General features: G+C 61.4%; 16 protein-coding genes. 7 read left to right on the top strand and 9 right to left on the bottom strand.

The window, feature by feature from the left end; all coding sequences use genetic code 11:
* Window positions 1-6: 6 nt before the first annotated feature.
* Together V1288_RS23865 and V1288_RS23860 are read left to right on the top strand one after the other, a co-directional pair.
* A complete protein-coding gene (locus tag V1288_RS23865) occupies window positions 7-270 on the top strand; it encodes a hypothetical protein (protein WP_334359368.1) in 264 nt (87 codons plus the stop codon).
* A gap of 315 nt (window positions 271-585) precedes the next feature.
* Entirely contained in the window at window positions 586-1,491 is a 906-nt protein-coding gene (locus V1288_RS23860) for an amino acid ABC transporter substrate-binding protein (RefSeq protein ID WP_334359367.1), read from the top strand.
* 82 nt (window positions 1,492-1,573) lie between these two features.
* Here V1288_RS23860 and ald read toward each other — a convergent pair whose 3' ends face one another.
* Window positions 1,574-2,689 (bottom strand): alanine dehydrogenase, encoded by a 1,116-nt coding sequence (ald, locus tag V1288_RS23855; RefSeq protein ID WP_334359366.1) that lies wholly within the window; start codon window positions 2,687-2,689, stop codon window positions 1,574-1,576.
* A 142-nt stretch (window positions 2,690-2,831) separates the two neighbouring features.
* Here ald and V1288_RS23850 point away from each other — a divergent pair, with 142 nt between their 5' ends.
* Window positions 2,832-3,305: an Lrp/AsnC family transcriptional regulator gene (locus V1288_RS23850; RefSeq protein WP_334359365.1), complete on the top strand. Its 474-nt coding sequence runs from the start codon at window positions 2,832-2,834 to the stop codon at window positions 3,303-3,305.
* A 258-nt stretch (window positions 3,306-3,563) separates the two neighbouring features.
* Window positions 3,564-4,874: an ABC transporter substrate-binding protein gene (locus V1288_RS23845; protein WP_334359364.1), complete on the top strand. Its 1,311-nt coding sequence runs from the start codon at window positions 3,564-3,566 to the stop codon at window positions 4,872-4,874.
* A 121-nt stretch (window positions 4,875-4,995) separates the two neighbouring features.
* Here V1288_RS23845 and V1288_RS23840 read toward each other — a convergent pair whose 3' ends face one another.
* The 6 genes from V1288_RS23840 to xoxF5 form a co-directional block, all read right to left on the bottom strand.
* Entirely contained in the window at window positions 4,996-6,165 is a 1,170-nt protein-coding gene (locus tag V1288_RS23840; protein ID WP_334359363.1) for a Gfo/Idh/MocA family protein, read from the bottom strand.
* Window positions 6,166-6,199: 34 nt separating this feature from the next.
* Window positions 6,200-7,390 carry a fumarylacetoacetate hydrolase family protein gene (locus V1288_RS23835; protein WP_334359362.1) on the bottom strand — a complete coding sequence of 397 codons (1,191 nt, stop codon included), beginning with the start codon at window positions 7,388-7,390 and terminating at the stop codon, window positions 6,200-6,202.
* A gap of 485 nt (window positions 7,391-7,875) precedes the next feature.
* Complete coding sequence (gfa, locus tag V1288_RS23830; protein WP_334359361.1) at window positions 7,876-8,445, bottom strand: S-(hydroxymethyl)glutathione synthase; 570 nt, start codon at window positions 8,443-8,445, stop codon at window positions 7,876-7,878.
* Window positions 8,446-8,478: 33 nt separating this feature from the next.
* On the bottom strand, window positions 8,479-9,585 hold the full coding sequence (locus V1288_RS23825; protein ID WP_334359360.1) for an S-(hydroxymethyl)glutathione dehydrogenase/class III alcohol dehydrogenase: 1,107 nt from the start codon (window positions 9,583-9,585) through the stop codon (window positions 8,479-8,481).
* Window positions 9,586-9,658: 73 nt separating this feature from the next.
* Window positions 9,659-10,138, bottom strand: a complete 480-nt coding sequence (locus tag V1288_RS23820; RefSeq protein ID WP_334361386.1) for a c-type cytochrome, methanol metabolism-related — start codon at window positions 10,136-10,138, stop codon at window positions 9,659-9,661.
* A gap of 108 nt (window positions 10,139-10,246) precedes the next feature.
* Window positions 10,247-12,052 (bottom strand): lanthanide-dependent methanol dehydrogenase XoxF5, encoded by a 1,806-nt coding sequence (gene xoxF5, locus V1288_RS23815; protein ID WP_334359359.1) that lies wholly within the window; start codon window positions 12,050-12,052, stop codon window positions 10,247-10,249.
* Window positions 12,053-12,458: 406 nt separating this feature from the next.
* On the opposite strand from xoxF5, the gene V1288_RS23810 reads away from it, so the two are divergent.
* Entirely contained in the window at window positions 12,459-13,427 is a 969-nt protein-coding gene (locus V1288_RS23810; RefSeq protein WP_334359358.1) for a helix-turn-helix domain-containing protein, read from the top strand.
* Window positions 13,428-13,504: 77 nt separating this feature from the next.
* On the opposite strand, the gene V1288_RS23805 is transcribed toward V1288_RS23810, so the two are convergent.
* Together V1288_RS23805 and V1288_RS23800 are read right to left on the bottom strand one after the other, a co-directional pair.
* The gene (locus V1288_RS23805; RefSeq protein WP_334359357.1) at window positions 13,505-15,931 is read right to left on the bottom strand and encodes a TonB-dependent receptor; all 2,427 of its coding nucleotides are present in this window, start codon (window positions 15,929-15,931) and stop codon (window positions 13,505-13,507) included.
* A gap of 164 nt (window positions 15,932-16,095) precedes the next feature.
* Window positions 16,096-17,448, bottom strand: coding sequence for a histidine kinase (locus tag V1288_RS23800; RefSeq protein WP_334359356.1), 1,353 nt, complete (start codon window positions 17,446-17,448; stop codon window positions 16,096-16,098).
* Window positions 17,449-17,633: 185 nt separating this feature from the next.
* Between V1288_RS23800 and V1288_RS23795 the strand changes: the two genes are divergently transcribed.
* Together V1288_RS23795 and fghA are read left to right on the top strand one after the other, a co-directional pair.
* A complete protein-coding gene (locus tag V1288_RS23795; RefSeq protein WP_334359355.1) occupies window positions 17,634-18,254 on the top strand; it encodes a response regulator transcription factor in 621 nt (206 codons plus the stop codon).
* A gap of 33 nt (window positions 18,255-18,287) precedes the next feature.
* Complete coding sequence (fghA, locus tag V1288_RS23790; protein WP_334359354.1) at window positions 18,288-19,133, top strand: S-formylglutathione hydrolase; 846 nt, start codon at window positions 18,288-18,290, stop codon at window positions 19,131-19,133.
* Window positions 19,134-19,186: the final 53 nt, after the last annotated feature.

Genomic DNA, 19,186 nt, shown 5'->3' with positions numbered 1-19,186 from the left:
AGATCAATGAAACCGAACTCAACAGCGCTCGTGGTGTCGCCACTGTCGAGCGCGCTTCTGTTGAATGCTCAGGCGGCGACCGCTCAGACGGCGTCACCGCCGAGCACCACCGCAACGCGGCCGGCTACGACACCGCCCGGGCAAACCTCCATTCCAAACAAAAGCCCGCCGGCTACGACAACTCAGACCACCGGCGAAGCCAGTCGCGACCCAGTGGTGAAGAAAATGAACGAAGACGAGAAGCAGAAGGTCGAGACCAAGGGCAAGTAACACGGGAAGCCATGAGCAATAAAGTGGCAGCGAACGCCGACATACCCTGGGGTTATGTGCGCCGCAGGTGATGACACCGATCGAGCGACAGGTCGACGCCTGTCGCGTCAGGTATTCGATCAGACCGATCCGCTCCCGCGGCGCTTTCCTGGCGCCTGGCGCCACGTCCGCAATGCAACTTTGATATAGCCGGTTTTCACAGTCACTAATTCAGCAATAAGTGCCGATCGACTACGGTCGCCCGCTATCGATTGGCACGGCGGCCATCCGTTCGGTCGCTGCAAACCCGTTCACTATCCGATGAGGTCCACCGTGATGCGCCTGCCATTGACCATGCTTGCCGTTGCCCTGATCGCCGTCCCAGTGCATGCAAGCGAGCTGACCGGGACACTTCAGAAGGTCAAGGAGACCAACAAGATCATCCTCGGCATCCAGGAAGCCTCGGTGCCCTTCAGTTATTTGGACGGCGACCAGAAGGCGATTGGGTACGCCGTCGACATCTGCATGAAAATCGTGGACGCGGTTAAGCACCAACTCAACCGCTCCAACGTGACCGTTGAGACGCTCCCGGTGACGTCATCCAACCGCATTCCGCTCATGATGAATGGGACGGTTGATCTCGTCTGCTCTTCCACCACCAACAATGCGGAGCGGCAGCGCCAGGTGGCGTTCACGAACTCACATTTTCTGTCGGCGACGCGGTTTGCCGCACGGAAGGCCGACAACATCCGCACGATCGACCAGTTGAAAGGCAAGCCGGTCGTTGCGATTTCGGGCTCGACCAACATGGTGCAGCTCAACCAGGTCAATGCCGCACGCAATCTCGGCGTCACGCCGCTGGCGGCCAAGGATCAGGCGGAAGCCTTTCTCATGCTGGAAACCGGCCGCGCCGCCGCCTACGTCCTCGATGACGTGCAGCTCGCCGTCGCGATCGCAAGGTCGAAGGACCCGTCTGCCTACATCATCAGCGACGACGCCTTATCCAAGGCCGAACCCTACGGAATCATGCTGCGCAAGGACGATGCGCCCTTCAAGGCGGTGGCGGACCGCGTGACTGCCGAACTTTACCAGAGCCCGGAGATCGAGGCGATTTACAAAAAATGGTTCGAAGCGCCGGTCCCGCCCAACGGGCTCAATTTCAAAACTCCGATGACAGCCGTCCTGCGCGGCGCTTTTGCGCATCCATCGGATAATCCGGACCCTGCAAGCTACGAGCGCTGAAGGTACGTTGCCGCAGAAAATCCGCCGTCAGCTCTGCCCGAGGCTTCGAACGGCCCTGCTCTCGCCTGTCAGCCGGCGGACGTCACGCCGCCAGAATGTTTTCGGCCACCGCCGCTGGCAAATTCTGGCTGTCGGCGACCGCGCGGTTGGTGATCTGCCCGCGATGCACGTTGAGCCCGGCGCGCAGATGCGGATCCTCGATCAGGGCGCGGATGCCCTTTCCGGCCAGCGCCAGGCCGAACGGCAGCGTGGCATTGTTGAGCGCGTGGCTCGACGTGACGGGCACGGCGCCCGGCATGTTGGCAACGCAATAATGCACGATCTCGTCGACCAGATAGGTCGGCGCCTGATGGGTCGTCGGCCGCGACGTCTCGAAGCAACCCCCTTGGTCGATCGCGACGTCGACCAGCACGGCACGGCGTTTCATGCGGGCGAGATGCGCGCGGGAGACGAGCTTCGGCGCGCTGGCGCCTGGTACCAGCACGGCGCCAATGACGACGTCCGCGCCGGTCACCTCCTCCTCGATCGCTTCCAGCGTCGCGTAGCGCGTGCGAGCGCGCCCAAGGAACATCTCGTCGAGGACGCGAAGCCGCGGCAGCGATCGGTCCAGGATCACGATATCGGCGCCGAGACCGGCCGCCATTCTGGCGGCTTGCGTACCGACCACGCCACCGCCGATCACCGCGATCCTGCTCGGCGCAACACCGGGCACCCCGCCGATCAGCTTGCCCATGCCGTCCGCCGACTTTCGCAATGCGGCGCCCGCCGCCTCGATCGCCAATCGTCCCGCCACCTCGCTCATCGGGGCCAGCAGCGGGAGCCCGCCATGGGCGTCCGTCACCGTCTCATAGGCGATCGCGGTACAGCCGGATGCCAGAAGTCCCTTGGTCTGCGCGATATCCGGCGCCAGGTGCAAATAGGTGAAGAGGATTTGATCTTCGCGAAGCTGGCACCACTCCGTCGGCTGCGGCTCCTTGACCTTGATGACCATGTCGGCAGTCGCAAAGATTTCGGCGGCCGTGTCCACGATCGCAGCCCCGGCCGAGCGATAAACGTCGTCGCCCGCCCCGATGCCGAGCCCGGCCCCTTGCTCGACGATCACGTCATGCCCCCGCGTCACATATTCCCGAACCGACGCAGGCGTCAGACCAACGCGGTATTCATCGACCTTGATTTCCTTGGGTACGCCGATCCGCACGGGCTTCGCTCCTGCATGGAAGCTGTTGTCCGATGACAAAAATACCCCTGAGCCGGCAGCGTCTCTCAGCGAATTACGGCTTGCGAGCATCAGTTTTCGCACATATCCTGCGCCGTAGCGCAACTTACTAGTGAATCATAGCGTGACCGAGCTTGATCGCATTGATTTTCGGATTCTATCCGAGCTGCTCTCCGACGCCCGGGCAAGCCAGATCGAACTCGCCGAAAAGGTTGGCCTGTCGCCGACCGCCTGCGCCCGCCGAATCCGTCAACTCGAGGAAGCCGGCATCATTCGCGGCTACCGGGCCGATCTCGAGCCGACTGCGCTTGGGCTGGTCACGACGGTCGTCGTCACCATCACATTGGAGAAGCAGAGCGAAGATTATCTCGCCGCATTCGAAGCTGCGATCGCGCGTTGTCCCGATGTGGTGTCCTGCCATCTGATGTCCGGGAGCGACGATTATCATCTGCAGGTGATCGCGCGCGATATCGCGGACTTCGAGCGCATCCACAAACAACATCTTTCGCGGATGCCCGGCGTCGCGCGCATCCATTCGAGTTTTGCGATGCGCGAAGTGGTGCGCAGGGCGGTCCCCGAGACGGCGTTGCGACGCTAGGCTACTCGATCAACGCGACGGACCGGGTATCGGCAGCAGCCAAAGCCACCGAGAGCCTTGCCCCTACAGCGATCTGCGTTATCAGACTTTAGTCGGCAAGCCCGCCGTCATTGACCTGCCCGGCCTACGGCTACTGCAACCGCGGGCGAGCCATGACGAGTGCCCGCAGGTTGACTTCTCTCCGCATTCTCCAAATACTTGACCGAGAACTGGAAGAACCAGTCCCCGGCGATAATGATAAATCAGTGGGAGGACACGATGCCGACTTCACGCAGAACGCTGCTGAAGACTTCTGCGGCTGCCGCCGCTGCATTCAGCCTGGATTGGACCCGCGCGCAGGCACAAGCCGAGACGGTGCGCATCGGCCTGATCTACGATCTGACCGGCCCCTTTGCTGCAGGCGGCTCGGTCGCCTCCTCGATCGGCGCGCAGATTGCCATCGACCTCGTCAACGAGAAGGGCGGCATCGGCGGCAAGTACAAGGTTTCCGCCGTCGCGGCCGATTCACAAAGCAAGCCCGACGTTGCGATCAATGAGGCCAATCGCCTGATCGATCAGGAAAAGATCGACATCATCAACGGCGTTTACGCGAGCTCGCACGCCGTCCCGCTCGCCTCCAAGGTCGAGCAGCAGAAAAAGATCCTCTGGATCACGACCGCGGTTTCGACCGCCGTGTTCAAGGACAAGAACCTGCAATACGTCTTTCGCGCGCAGATTCATTCCGACCAGTATGGTCAGGCCTTCGCCAGTTTCATCAGCGAGCACGCCAAAGCCAAGCTCGGCATGGATCCCAAGGAAGTCAAGGTCGCGCTGATCCACGAGGATGGTCCCTATGGTGTCGGGGTTGCCGCCGCCGACGAGGCTTATTCCAAGGAAGCCGGCCTTCAGGTCGTACTCAGGGAAGGTTATTCAGCGTCCGCGCCCGACCTCTCGGTGCTGGTGACCAAGCTCAAACGGGCCCGGCCAGACGTCATCTCGCATGCGGGATACAACCCCGATATCACCCTGTTTCTGCGCCAGGCGCGCGAGAACGGCCTCAAGTTCAAGATGCTGTTCGGCGCCGGCGCGGGCTATAGCCAGCTCGACAAGCTGCGGGCGACGTTCGCCGCGGACATCGACAATTTCTGCAATATTGATCCCGTGCCTGCGCAATTGCTCGACGCTTCGAAACTCGCGCCCGGGATCGGCGATCTCACCAAGACCATGGTCGCACGCTACAAGGAGAAAACCGGCGCGACCGACGTTCCGCCGCACTGCTCGATGGGCTTCAACCAGACCTGGGTCCTGCTCAACAACGTGCTGCCCGTCGCCAAGGAGAAATATGGCGGTTTCGATCCCGAAGCCGTTCGCAAGGCGGCGCTCGACGTCGACATCCCACCGGGCGGCACCATCCAGGGCTATGGCGTGAAATTCTATCGGCCCGGCACGCCGCTTTCCGGCCAGAACGAGCGCTCGACCCCGGTCGTGATGCAGAATGCCGGCGAGCATATCGCGGTGGTCTGGCCGACCAACATAAGGACGCAGGAGCCGGTGTTCCCGCTGCCAAAATCATCGGTCTACGCGGCGTAGGGTTTGGCCAGCGTCGGCGGCTTCTCACCCTCTCCCCTTGTGGGAGACCCCTCATCCGGCGCGGACATTCGTCCGCGCCACTTTCTCCCACACGGGGAGAAGGAAGAAAGTTCGTTCGTCATCACAGCATCACGCGGCGGCCCTCTTCGGCGGCCCAATAGCCGGCGTAGTTGACCTTGATGGTCTCAAAGGCCAATGCCAGATCCGAGAGCGGTTGCCGGCCGGTTGCGACGCATTCCATGAAGTCCTGGATTTCCTGCACGTAGCCGCGCGTCCATTCCTCCTCGATACAGACATATTGCCAGCCGGTCTTCCGATCGACCTTTTCGGTGATGTAGACGCTCGCGAGCTTCTCCTCGCTGGTCTGATAGCTCATCATGTGCGTATTCGGCGTGATGTTGGCGAATAGCGAGCCGCTGCTGGTATAGGTTTCGATCAGGTTGCGCACACCGCCGAGGATCATGTCGCCGGAAAACACCGTGGCCTTGGTGCCGTCGGAAAAGGTGGCCGTGAGCACGCCCCAATCCTCGACATCGACGGGATTGGCCTTGAGCACGGCCCGTTCATCCGGACGCAGGCATGCCGTGACATTGCCGACGTCACACGTCACGCTCGCGACGCTGATCGCCTCGCCACGCGCCTTCGCCTCGACCTGCTTGAGATAGAGCACCGCAGAAAGCGGATGGCATCCCATCCGGATCAGCGAGCCACCGCCGGTCATCGCCCACTGCGCGGCGTGCGCGGCATGCGAGCCAGAGTGGCTTTCCTCCCCCTTCATGAACAGGATCTTGTCCTTGGTGGCCTTGAGGATCTCGACCGTCTTGGTTACCGCCGGCGCGTAGATCCAATCCTCGGCATACATGAAGAGCCGGCCGGTCTTGTCGATCGCGGCACGGGTCGCGGCCATTTCTTCCAGCACCCGCTCGTACATCAATGCTTTGGGCACATGCTTGCCGATCGGAGGTCTGTCGCCTTCGCGCCCGAAATAGCCTGCGAATGGCTTCTCGCAGATCACATGTTTACCGGCCTGCATCGCAGCGACGATCATCGACGTGTGCACATTGGGCGGCGTGCAGATGTCGACGACATCGATATCAGTATCGGCGATCAAGTCGCGAAAGCTGCGATATGCCGTCGGGATCCGGTGCCGACGGGCAAACTCGACGACATGATCACCTCTGGCCGCAACAGCCCTGACTTCGACCTCCACGCCGTAGGCACGCCGGTAGGCATGCATGTGCAGCTCGGACACGAAGCCGCAGCCGGCCAGACCGACCCTGATTTTGGCCATTGCGGAAAGTCTCCTTGCTTAGCGCAGCCCGAAGCTAATTGCTGCTTCGGCTGACGCCCTTGCGGCGCATCAACGCGGCGAAGAGCTCCGTCAGGCCGAATTGCCAAGGTTCGCAATCGCCGCTGTGGCGCATGCGATTGGTCAGCCGGCCGAGCTTCGGCGTGGCGACCGTCACCAGATCGCCTACCACATGGGTGAACCCCTGCCCCTTCGCAGCACGATCCTGGATCGGCGCGAACATGGTGCCGAGGAACAACACGAAACCATCGGGATATTGATGGTTCTCGTTGATCGTCTGCCCGACAATATCGGCCGGGTCCCGGCTGATCTGGGTCAGCGAGGATGCGCCATGCAGGACGAAGCCTTCCGGTCCCTTCACCTCCAGCGAGATTTCCATCCTCCTGACGTCGTCGAGCGTGAAGCTCGCGTCGAAGAACCGCACGAACGGCCCGATGGCGCAGGAGGCGTTGTTGTCCTTGGCCTTGGACAACAGCAGCGCCGAGCGTCCTTCGAAGTCGCGCAAATTAACATCGTTGCCAAGCGTGGCGCCGACGATACGGCCATCGCGCGTCACCACCAGCACCGCCTCGGGCTCCGGATTATTCCAGGTTGATTTCGGGTGCAGGCCCGCATCCACGCATGTGCCCACCGCCGACAGAACGGGCGCCTTGGTAAACACCTCGGCGTCCGGCCCGATGCCGACTTCGAGATACTGGCTCCAGGCATTCTGGGAAACCAGAACGTCCTTGACGTGCTGCGCTTCGGCCGAGCCCGGCTTCAACTGCGACAGGTCGGTGCCGACGATCCGCGTCACCTCGGCCCGGATCGCCTCTGCCGAATCCGGATTGCCGCGCGCCCGCTCCTCGATGACCCGCTCCAACATCGACACCGCGAAGGTGACACCGGCAGCCTTGATCACCTGCAGGTCGATCGGGGCCAGCAGCCATGGCCTGGTCGGATCGCGGGTGTCGGGCGGCGTGTTGTTCAACAGATCCTGCAGCGTCCCTACCCGTCCGCCGCGCGCCGCGCGCAGCGCCCGCGCCGGGTCGGTGGCGGCGGCAAGCTCGCTGGCGGTGGGAAATTCGTCGGTGATGTCGAACACGCCGTCCTGGCGGATTGCGACCACCGACGGGCCGGCAAGGTCGGGACGCCAGATCCGCCCCATCAGCGCGGCGCCGGCGAAATCGTCGGGTAGAATGAATGCAGCCTCTGTGGCGATCGGCATCGTGGGGAATCCTTCGCGAGGTAACGTCTGTGCGGTCAGGCAGCATCGTCCATAGAAGGGAACCGCTCAATGGGTCAACACCTTCGAAAGACGTCGGCCTTCAGCATTGCGGCTGCCACGGCAAAGCACATCGCACCGCAGCATGCAAAATCAGACGATCGGTCAAGTGCAGCCGATTGCGCACGCGCCCCAACTTGCCATGGACGGCATGGCGATTGAGCAAAGACCTCAGAGGGCTTCGGTATCAGGGAATTGTGTAGGGGGGCCACTCGCGCCAGAAAGCCGCCGGCTCGGGTGGCTGCATGACCTTTGCTGCCGGCGGGCTACTTTACGCGCCAGCATCAACAAGCATCAACAAACGAATTGCATGACCTCGCGGCGCTGCTGAAACTCCGCTGATGGCAATCGCCATCAGCGCGAGTTCAAAAATTGCGCAGCATCAGGCCAGCGCCGGTTTCAGGCCGCTTTGTTCAAGCCGCCTTTGTTCAAGCTGCTTTTGCCTTGGCCTTGGCCACATGGCTCGAGATCGCATCCATCAAAGGCGGTGACAGGCAATCATAGGGTTCCAGCCCGAGTTCCTTCAGCCTAGCCCTGATTCCATCCATCTCGCCCGGCTGGACGCCAGACTCCAGTACGGACGATACGAACGCGGCAAACCCCGGTGCCGCCCATCCACCCTCCTGGAACAGCTCGGGATGGATGAAGTCGAGCCCGTAGAATGGATGCCCGGTGTTCTCGATCCGGCCGTACATATGCGTGCCGCAGGCTTTGCAGGCATAGCGCTGGATCGCCGCCGCCGCGTCGACAATCTGCAGCTTGTCGCCGTTCTCGATCACCTTCACATTGTCGCGCGGGACGACGGCCACGACGGAGAAGGTTGCGCCTTCGGGCTTCCAGCATTTGGTGCAGCCGCAGGCGTGGTTGTGGGCGACATCGCCCTTGATGGCGACCTTGACCGGCCTGTCCGTGCATTTGCAGACAAGGGTGCCGCCGGCGAAGCTGCCGGTCCCCTTCTTTACGCCGCTGTCAATCGATGGGTGAATATGAACAGTCATGGGCTTATCCTCCTTGTGTTTGAAGTTCTCCAGTCAGAACACGACAACCGAGCGGATCGACTTGCCCTGGTGCATGAGATCGAATCCCTGGTTGATCTCCTCCAGCTTGAGGACGTGTGTGATCATCGGATCGATCTCGATCTTTCCGTTCATGTACCAGTCGACGATTTTCGGCACATCGGTGCGGCCGCGCGCGCCGCCAAATGCCGTTCCCTTCCAGACGCGGCCGGTCACGAGCTGGAACGGCCGGGTAGCGATTTCCTTGCCGGACTCGGCGACGCCGATAATGACCGAGACGCCCCAGCCGCGATGGCACGCTTCGAGCGCCTGCCGCATCACCCCGGTGTTGCCCGTGCAGTCGAAGGTGTAGTCGGCGCCGCCGTCGGTAAGCCCGACCAGATGCTGAACGATGTCGCTGACCTTGGTCGGATTGACGAAATGGGTCATGCCGAAACGGCGGCCCCAATCCTCCTTGGAATCGTTGATGTCAACGCCGACGATCTTGTCGGCGCCAACCATCTTCGCACCCTGGATGACGTTGAGCCCGATGCCGCCGAGACCGAACACGACGACGTTGGCGCCCGGTGTCACCTTGGCGGTATTCACCACGGCGCCAACGCCCGTCGTCACCCCGCAACCGATGTAGCAACTCTTGTCAAAGGGCGCGTCCTCGCGAATCTTTGCCACTGCGATTTCCGGCAGCACGGTAAAGTTCGAGAAGGTCGAGCAGCCCATGTAGTGGAAGATCGGCTTGCCCTTATAGCTGAAGCGCGAGGTGCCGTCCGGCATCAGCCCCTTGCCCTGGGTCGCGCGGATAGCAGTGCAAAGATTGGTCTTGCCGCTTAGGCAGCTTTTGCATTGGCGGCACTCTGGCGTGTAGAGCGGAATCACGTGATCGCCTGCCTTTACCGAGATGACGCCCGGGCCGACCTCGCGGACGATGCCCGCACCTTCATGACCGAGAATCGAAGGAAAGATTCCTTCGCTGTCAAATCCATCAAGCGTGTAAGCGTCGGTGTGGCAGATTCCGGTCGCCTTTATCTCGACGAGCACCTCGCCGGCTTTTGGGCCATCAAGATCGACCTCGACGATTTCGAGAGGCTTTTTGGCCTCGAATGCGACAGCAGCGCGGGTCTTCATCTTAAACTCCACATTTTCTTTTCAAGTCGCTGCACGAACCTGCCGAGACGCGCGCTTCGCATGTTCGGCGTGATCATTTGGCTCCCATGCAGGACTTCTCTGCCTCAGTGTAGGCGTCGGGTTTGTCTTCACGCTTGGCGGGCCGCACGCGTCCGACGGCATCATAAGCGCGGGCACGCAGATAGATGTAGAGGTCGTCCATGTAGCAGGCGACATTCGGATTATCGCCGAATGCCGGCATGACGCTCTCTTGCGCGGTGTTGACGTTCTTGCGGCCGCTCGCGACCACGCCGAGGAAATCGCCGTAGCTCATCGTCTTCAGCGACTCCTGTAGCGCCGGCGCGTAGGTCGATCCCATCCCGTCAGGGCCGTGGCAGACATGGCATTCGGAGTGATAGCGGCGATATCCGGAATAGGTATACCAATCGACCGTTCCGTCGGCCGCGACCTTGAAAGTCGGGTTGCCTTCCTTGTCGAGATACTTGCCATCCTCGGACTTGACGGCGGTCGGATCGTCCGCAGCGCAGGCAACCGATCCCGGCGCCACAAGCAAGAGAGTGGCTACAATCAACCATATTGTACGCAAGAGCTCATCCTCGATATTCGATGTAGATCAACCGGCGCGTGGAACAAGCCACGCGCCGGACGAGGTGGTCCTGCTTTATTGCGGCAGCGCGAACACCGTGAGCGTGCCGCCGAGCGCGGTGTAGTTGCTCAGCGCGGCATAGCCACCGACCGCGCCGAGACCCGCCGTTGGATCGGTCAGACCTGCGGCCAGGCCGATACCCGCCCAGCCGCCGACACCGGACAGCACGGCCACATACTGCCTGCCGCCCTGCTCATAGGTCGTGACGTTGCCGATGATGCCCGACGGGGTCTTGAACTTGTAAAGTTCCTTGCCGGTCTTGGCATCGACTGCCTTCAGATAGCCTTCGAGCGTTCCGTAGAACACCACGCCGCCAGCCGTCGCGAGCGCTCCCGACCACACCGAGAACTGCTCCTTGTTCGACCAGACGATCTTGCCGGTCTTGCCGTCCCAAGCGATGAAGTTGCCCATATGGCTCTCACCCTGAGGCGGATACATCGAGAGCGTCGCGCCGACATAGGGCTGACCCGCGGTGTAGCTCACCTTGAAAGGCTCGTAATCCATGCAGACGTGGTTGGTCGGCACATAGAACAACTGGGTGTCCGGCGAGTAGGCTGCCGGTTGTTCGTCCTTGGTGCCGAGCGCGGCCGGGCAGATACCCTTGGTATTCTTGTCCTCGCCGCCCTTTTCGGTCGAATATTGATCAACCACTTTGGGACGGCCGTAGGTCGGCGAACTCTTGTTCATGTCGACGCCGGTGGTCCAGTTGACCTTCGGATCGTACTTCTCGGCGACCAGGAGTTCGCCGGTTGCACGATCGAGTGTATAGGCCAAGCCGTTGCGGTCGAAATGAGTCAACAGCTTGCGCTCTGCGCCACCGACCTGCTGATCGCTGAGGACCATTTCGTTGACGCCGTCATAGTCCCATTCATCGTGAGGCGTCATCTGATAGACCCACTTGGCCATGCCGGTATCCGGATTGCGCGCCCAGATGGTCATCGACCACTTGTTGTCGCCGGGACGCTGCTTCGGGTTCCAGGTCGAAGGGTTACCGGAGCCGTAGTAGATGAGATTCAGAGCGGGATCATAGGATATCCAGCCCCATGTGCAGCCGCCGCCGATCTTCCACTGATCGCCCTGCCAGGTCTTGATGCTCGAATCCTTGCCGACCGGCTTGCCGAGTTCGGTGGTGCTGACGGGATCAACCATGATCTGATCGTCCGGCCCTTCGGAGAAGGCGCGCCAGGCCTGCTTGCCGGTCTTGAGGTCGTAGGCCGTGACGTGACATTGCACGCCAAACTCGCCGCCGGAAATGCCGATCAGAACCTTGTCCTTGACGACGAGCGGCGCGGAGGTACCCGTGGCGCCCTTGCCCGGATCGCCGTTCTTGGTGCTCCACGCCACCTGCCCGGTCTTGGCATCGAGCGCGACCAAGGTGGTGTCGGCCTGATGCAGGAAGATCTTGCCGTCGCCATAGGCCACGCCACGGTTGACGGTGTCGCAGCACATCACCGGAATGACGTTCGGATCCTGCTTGGGCTCGTACTTCCAGACGATCTTGTTCTCTTGCGAAAGGTCAAGAGCGTAGACCTTGTTCGGGAACGGCGTATGGACGTACATCATGTTGCCGATGATGAGCGGCCCGCCTTCATGACCGCGCAGCACACCGGTCGAGAAAGTCCAGGCGACCTGTAGTTTGCCGACATTGGCTGCGGTGATCTGGTTCAGCTTCGAGTAGCGTGTATTTGCGTAATCGCCGGCCGGCATCACCCAATCCTTCGGGTTCTGCGCCATCTTGTTCAGTTCATCGTTGGCGTACGCAACGCCTGCGGCGAATGCCGCCACGGCGCCGAGACAGGCAGCGGATAGCACCTTGCGCATAGTGGTTTCCTCCCAGATTTAAGAGTTTTGGGTTTCCGCCGAGACGGCCCATTTTCCATTCTTGGTCCCTATTCCTATCCCGTTCGGAAACGGGAAACTTGCCCAAGAGCGAACCGCGTTTGCTCAAAAGCGAAACACAATGAACTTTTTAATTTTGGGTCGTCGAGAGCCGTCCTCTCATGCTGCGAAGCATCAATCGTGGGCTTGTTCCCACAAGCACCCGCGCGGCTCCCGGCCGAGGTTTTCCTTGACGCCGCCGAAACTAAGTTGGAGGATTGTCAAAGGGATATTGGGAAGAATCTGCGCAACTTCCCTGACGACTGCCTAAATTGGGTCCAAATGTCACGACCATCTGACTGACGCCAAGGCGGAGGTCGCGGCCTGTTCTCAAATCGGTGGCTGGGCAATGTCTGATATAGTTCGTTCACTCAGCACTTCCGGGTTGGCGCCGAAGAGGCAGATCCAAACTTGGTCAGATGCGCTGACCGATCTCTGCGGCCAGTTTGATGTCGATCCGCTGGAAGGTTCTTCGCTCGAGGGGCGGATAAATTACACCACCGTCTCGCAGCTCAAACTGTGTCAGATCGAGGCAAGCCAGCATCGCATCGCGCACACGGTCTCAGGCACGAAACTGAGCGAACACCCCTACGTCAAGATATTGTTCCAGACCTACGGCATCTCGCATTTCGAACAAAGCGGCCGTCGCATCGACATCATGCCCGGCGATTGCCTCGCCTATGACGTCTCCTGTCCGCACACGATCGTCAGCCCCTCGTTAACCCGGCACGAGGTCGTGATCGTCCCCAAGGCACTGCTTCACGAACGCGGGTTCCGTACGGCGAAGATGTTGCCGTGCAAGCTCTCCGCGCGTAACGGCACCGGCCGCATCGCCTACGACTTCGTGCACACCGCGTTTGATGAAGCGAACAGGCTGTCGCCCTACAACGCCATCGGCGTCGCCGATTCGCTGATCGATCTGCTGTTGTTGCCGCTGCGAGAGGCCGACACGATGTTCGATCGCGTCGGTCCCGAAGCGATGTACATCCGGGCACAGGCATTCATTCGCGAGCATTTGCGCGACCCGGAACTGTGCATCGACCAGATCTCGGCGGCATTGGGCTGCACCAAGCGCTATCTGCACATGCTGTTCAGCGACAAGGGCATGACGGTCAGCGATTATATCTGGCGGGCGAGACTGCTGCACTGCCGGCAGGAACTGGAAACCCAGCACGGCAAGACAATCACGGACGTTGCATTTTCGTGGGGCTTTTCGAGCTCGTCGCACTTCAGCCGCGTATTCCGGAAGCATTTCGGGTTCGTGCCCTCCGCCATTCACAAGGCGCACGCCGCCGATCCGGCGCCGGATGTTGCCTGACTAGAACGTCGCGGTTGCGCGGCAATCGGAAATTCTGCGCCTTCATCGATCGCTTGAAATCGCACCGCGTTATCGGCCTAGAAAGTTGCCTTTAGCCCCGCATAGAAGGCGCGCGGCCGCGCCGGGCTGACCGAGCGCGGATCCGTAAAGTCCACGCCGCCGTTGGTGAAATTGGGCACGTCACCGGTATCGAAGAACGTCCCGTAGGTTGCATAGCGATTGTCGAGGATATTGTCGACGCGGCCGTAGATCTGGAATGTCTTGTTGATCTGATACGAGGCGTGCAGGTTGAAAACCGTGTAGGACGGCAGCCTCTGTGCCTGGTTGGATTCATCGCCAACGAAATACTGGCTGCCGACGAACAGCGCATCGCCGCCCACCTTGAAAGCATCTGTGACCGCATAATCGAAGCCGAACTTGATGCGGTCGCGGGGAATCGCCGGAATCCGATTTCCCGGCAGAACCTGGATATTGCCGGTGACAGCGAACGGACTGTGAGAGTTGAGTTGCAAGGCGTCGAGGAAGCGCGCATCGACGAGCGAATAGCTGGCATAGAGTTGCAGCGTCTTCGACGTCAGATTGACCTGCGCCTCGATGCCCTGGCGCCGCGTGCTACCCACGTTCTGGAAGTAGCCAAAGCCGGTCAACTCACTCGGAATCGCCAGAATGTCATCGGCGTTGGTCGCGCGGAACCCGCCGACTTTCCATCCGAGCGTTCCGATACTCAGCTCCTTGGTGCCACGGAAGCCCGCCTCAACCGTGCGCGATACGACCTGCTTCAGCGGCGGATCTGCAATCAGGAATGCCGCGACGATACAGGGCCGTGCAGGGTCGGCGCATGCGAGTTCCAGCGGCGTCGGCGCGCGATTTGCCTCGGAATAGCCAGCATAAGCGGTGAGTTCAGGCGTAATCTTGTAGGTGCCGCCGATCATCGGATTGAAGCGGCTGAACGTATGACTGCCGTTGAGGTCGGTACCGATCAGATCTTGAAGGTTGATGCTTGCATAGTTGAACCGGCCGCCGCCCGAGATTGAAAACCGGTCCGTCACGTCGAACGTGTCGAGTGCATAAAGCCCGGTGTAGCGATTGGTGGCCCGAAGCGAGACCGGGCCGATCGAGATCGGTGTGCCGGATGGGCCGAGGAATATGCCGCTGCCCGTGACCACGTAGTTTGGCCCGATCGTGCCCAATTCTGCGGTCGCCCCGAAGCGGGTGACGCCGGAATCGAAGCTGGTGCCGACCATAAACTGATTGTTATGTCCGAACAGCTGGTCGGTGTTGGTAGCCTGCAGGGTCGCCCCTGTCGTCGTCGAACGGGTTGTTGTCCGGTCGATCTGTCCCAGCACTGCCGTGTCTGGGAACGGATTTGCGAGCTGGATTCCGTTGAGGCCGTTCGCCGCCGCTCCCGGCGCGACGTCTTCGTTGAAGCAAAGCAGCGTCGGATCGCCGACACATGGCTGCGTCTCGGTCGGGTTGCCGTCCACCGTTTTCTGCTGGAAGGCGCGAACACGCGCCGAACCTTCGATCGTCCAGGTCGGCGTCACCTCCACCTTTCCGGTCAGATTGGCGTAGGCAACGCGGTTGTCGTGGATCTGCGGCGTCGTATAGGTAGCGCCCCAATATTTCTGGAGCAGTTCGACCGGTACAGTCGCTGCCGCGCCGAAATTGTTCTTGGCAACACCCACGTTGAGGTGAAATTCGCTGCTATCGGTCCGGTAGCCGACATCGCCATAAAACCGGCGGATCGCCGATTCCGAAAAATTGCGATGGCCGTTGTCACGCACTCCCTCCAGCGCGCCGTAGACGGTAAAATTGTCGATCTGCTTGCCATACTGGGCCGAACTCTGGATGCGTCCGAACGAGCCGCCCATCGTGTTGATTTCGGCGCCTTTATAGTTGAATCCGTCCTTCATCTGGACATTGACGGCGCCTCCCAAGGCATTAAGGCCGAACGCGGGATTGTTGGTCACGACCGTGACCGACCTGATCGCAGCCGTCGGGATCAGGTCCCAATTGACGGTATCGCCGAACGCTTCGTTGATTCGCACACCGTTCTGATAAACCGCGAGTCCTTGGGGCGTACCGGCGACCGGAGATGCGGTAAAGCCTCGAAACTGGATGTCTGGCTGAAACGGATTGCCGGTCGTGTCGCTGACGATGATGCCCGGCACCTGCTGCTGCAGCGCATCCGCAATGTTCAGCGATCCGGTGCGCGCGATCTGCCCTGCCCCAACCGCGTTGATGCTCGCCGGCACCTTGTCGACATCCATTCCCGAACTGGCCGTCGGCGTGGGCGCGGTCGGATAGACAAAAACCCTGCGCAGGTTCCTGGTGGCCTGAGACGCCCCTCTGCTGCGGGCTGGCTTGGCGGTTGTGGTCGGGGCGACGACCTCGATGGCCGGCAAGACCTCGCTACTTGCAGGCGCAGTTTGGGCCTGGGCACCGTCAATCCCGGGAACGAGGCATATCGAGATTGTCCCGATCGACAGGAAGCGTACGCCCATATGCCCCATCCCACCACATTCCGGCTGCATTGGCGCTGCCGGTTAGCTGTGGACGATACTAGTGAGAAGGCAACGACGCGCGCTAGCCGCAAAAGGTCAGATTCCCGAAATGCATTCCTCCCCGAAGAGACCGGGACAAATTCCCGAACCGGCGGTTCGCCCCATCAATGATTCGATCCGTGGGGAACGACCGCCTCTACCGTGACGCCCCCATTGCCGGAGACGACATTGAGCGTACCGCCCAGCGCCAGTATTCTTTCGCGCATGCCGATCAGGCCGAAGCCGTGCTTGTGATCCGGCGCCAGACCACGGCCATTGTCGCTAACCCGCACCAGGGCGCAGCCACGATTTCCATGCACTCCTGCGGCCTGCTCGACTGTGACGCTGACGGAAGTCGCATCGGCGTGGCGGAAGGCGTTGGTGAGGGCTTCCTGAACGATACGGTAAACCGTCAGGTCGGTGACTTCTCCGGTCTCTTCCGGCGCGCACGCAATGTTCGCGTCGATGGTCACGTCGGGGCGGGACTCACGCCACAAACGCATGAGCACGCCAAGTGCCTCGCGAAGGCCGAGCTCCGCCAGCCCGACAGGCCGCAGCTTTTCCAGTATCCGGCGGTTGAATTGCTGGAGCGCATTGATCTGCTCCATGATGGCGGCGGCATGCTTGCGCAACGCATCCGCGCCGGGCGCGCGTCCGTCCTCCGAAAGCCGCGCCAGGGCACCGGCGTGGGCGCGCAGCGTAAAGAGATACGGCCCAAACTCGTCATGCAATTCGCGCGCAATCTCCTTGCGCTCCAGATCCTGCAGCGAGACCGTTCGTTCGGCGAGCCGTCGCTTATCCTCGACAGCCTCGCCTAGCGCGCCGGCAAGGTGGTTCAGCTTGGTACAGAGCGCCGCCAGTTCGGGCGCGCCGCCGGGCTCGACGCGTGAATCATAGTGCCCGGTCTCGATGTTGGCCATGGCCTGCGAAAGCGCCTGCAATGGCGCCAGCGCCCGGCCGACCATCATCATCATCACCAGAAAGAGGGCGATCGCGATGGCGGAGCCGATCGCAAGCTGGGTGACGATCCCATCCCAGATCTCGGCCATTTCATCGTTCGGATGCGATGTGATCACGAGCGATTGCGGCTTTCCGTGGATGGTGATCGGTACGCTCACGGCGGTCGTTTCCGGATGAACGAGCGCGATGAACCAGGCCGGCGGCGATCGTTCGTGATCGCCGTTGCCGGGCCGTTCGCCTGCGGCCGCATCGCCCTGCCGCGTGATGCTGACGTGCCGGAGCCGGCTGAGATCGCGAACAATCTGGTTCAGCCGCGCATCCGGGTCCGGCGCCTCGTTAAGGCCGGGAACGATCGTCTCCACGAATTCGCGCGCCAGCCGTATGACGCTTTGGTCTTCAGCTCGAACGCGCGGCGTCGCCTCCACGACCAGCCGCGCAATGTTGATGGCCAGACCGAGCGTCAGGCCCAGCGCCAGCAGCACGTTGATCCGCCCACGCAACGATAATTTCTGCCACATGACGTCTGCCCCAATCGCGTCGCAATCAGTTCCCCGTCGAGAGGACCGTTGACAGTCGAAAAACCGACGATCAGATTGAACGTACAGCAATCTCGCGGGCGATGCATGGCCGGTCTCGCGCCGGCGCCAGTGCAGCCTGACGCGATGCAGCAACGGAATCGAAGCTTCTATCGGGGATCCATGTAATGCGTGTTCTGATCGTCGACGATCATCCCATCGTTGCTTCGGGCTGCCGTACCGTGTTTGCCGACGAGCCGGAGGTCGTGCTGCTGGAGGCCGCCGACGCGGAAAGCGGCGAGCGTGCGTTCGTTGCTGAGCGCCCCGACATCTGCGTGATCGATATCAATCTGCCGACCGTGTCGGGATTCGAGCTGGCGAGGCGCATTCTGGCACGTGCCGCTTCCGCTCGGATCATCATGTTCAGCATGAACGACGATCCGGTGTTCGCCGCGCGCGCCATCGAAATCGGCGCCAAGGGCTATGTCACCAAGACCGGAGATCCGCAGGATCTGGTCGAGGCCATCCGTGAGGTCGGCAAAGGCGGGGTCTATCTGCCTTCCGCGATCGCTAGAAGCATCGCGTTCGCCGGGCCTGCATTCGCCCGCAGCCCGCTTTCCAAACTCACCTCGCGGGAGATGGAGATCCTGCGCCTGCTCAGCGCGGGCAAGAGCCTTTCCGAGATCGCGTGGATGGTTCATTCCTCCTATAAAACCGTTGCCAATACGTCGTCGATCATGCGCCAGAAGCTCGGCGTACGAACTTCCGCCGAACTGGTACGGCTGGCAATAGAAAGCGGCGTGGCGTGAGAGAATTGCCGCGCGACGCAGGAGTTTGAGATCATGACCATGCAGACCGTTTCGCTCAACACGTCATACGGCGGAACGCAAGGCGTTTATCGACACGCCAGCCGCGAAACCCAGACCGAGATGACCTTCTCTGTTTATGTCCCGCCGCACGCGGATGGCGTCAGACTGCCGGTGGTTTGGTATCTCTCCGGCCTGACCTGCACCCACGCCAACGTAACGGAAAAGGGCGAATTCCGCAGCGCCTGTGCGGCACTCGGATTGATCTTCGTTGCGCCCGACACCAGCCCGCGCGGTGACGGCGTGCCCGGCGATCCCGCCAATGCCTATGACTTTGGGCTAGGTGCCGGCTTCTACGTTGATGCGACGCAGGAGCCGTTCGCCCGCAATTACCGCATGTGGAGCTACGTCACCGAAGAGCTGCCGAAACTCGTCGCTGAAAATTTTCCCGTCGATCCCGATCGACAATCCATTCTTGGCCACTCCATGGGCGGCCACGGCGCACTGACGGTCGCGCTGCGCCATCCCGACCGCTATCGCGCAGCCAGCGCGTTTTCGCCGATTGTTGCTCCCTCGCAGGTGCCATGGGGCATCAAGGCGCTCGGCGGCTATCTCGGCAACGACCGGCAGGCATGGCGCAAGCACGATGCCGTCGCGTTGATCGAGGACGGCGCCAGAGTGTCCGATATCTTGGTGGACTACGGTGACGCCGATCAGTTCCTGGCCCAACAGCTCCGCCCGGAGCTGCTGCAGGGCGCGTGCGAGAAAGCCAAAGTCCCCCTCACCTTGCGCCGACAGCCCGGCTATGACCACAGTTACTATTTCATCTCCACGTTCATGGGCGACCATTTGCGCTGGCATGGGGAGCGCCTGAAAGGCTGAAACGGCGTGAAGCCGTCCCACAGAGAATTGGGTTGCAAGCCAAAACAATTCGG

Source organism: Bradyrhizobium sp. AZCC 2176 (assembly GCF_036924645.1).
Lineage (GTDB): Bacteria > Pseudomonadota > Alphaproteobacteria > Rhizobiales > Xanthobacteraceae > Bradyrhizobium.
This window is presented reverse-complemented; position numbering and strand designations above follow the sequence as displayed.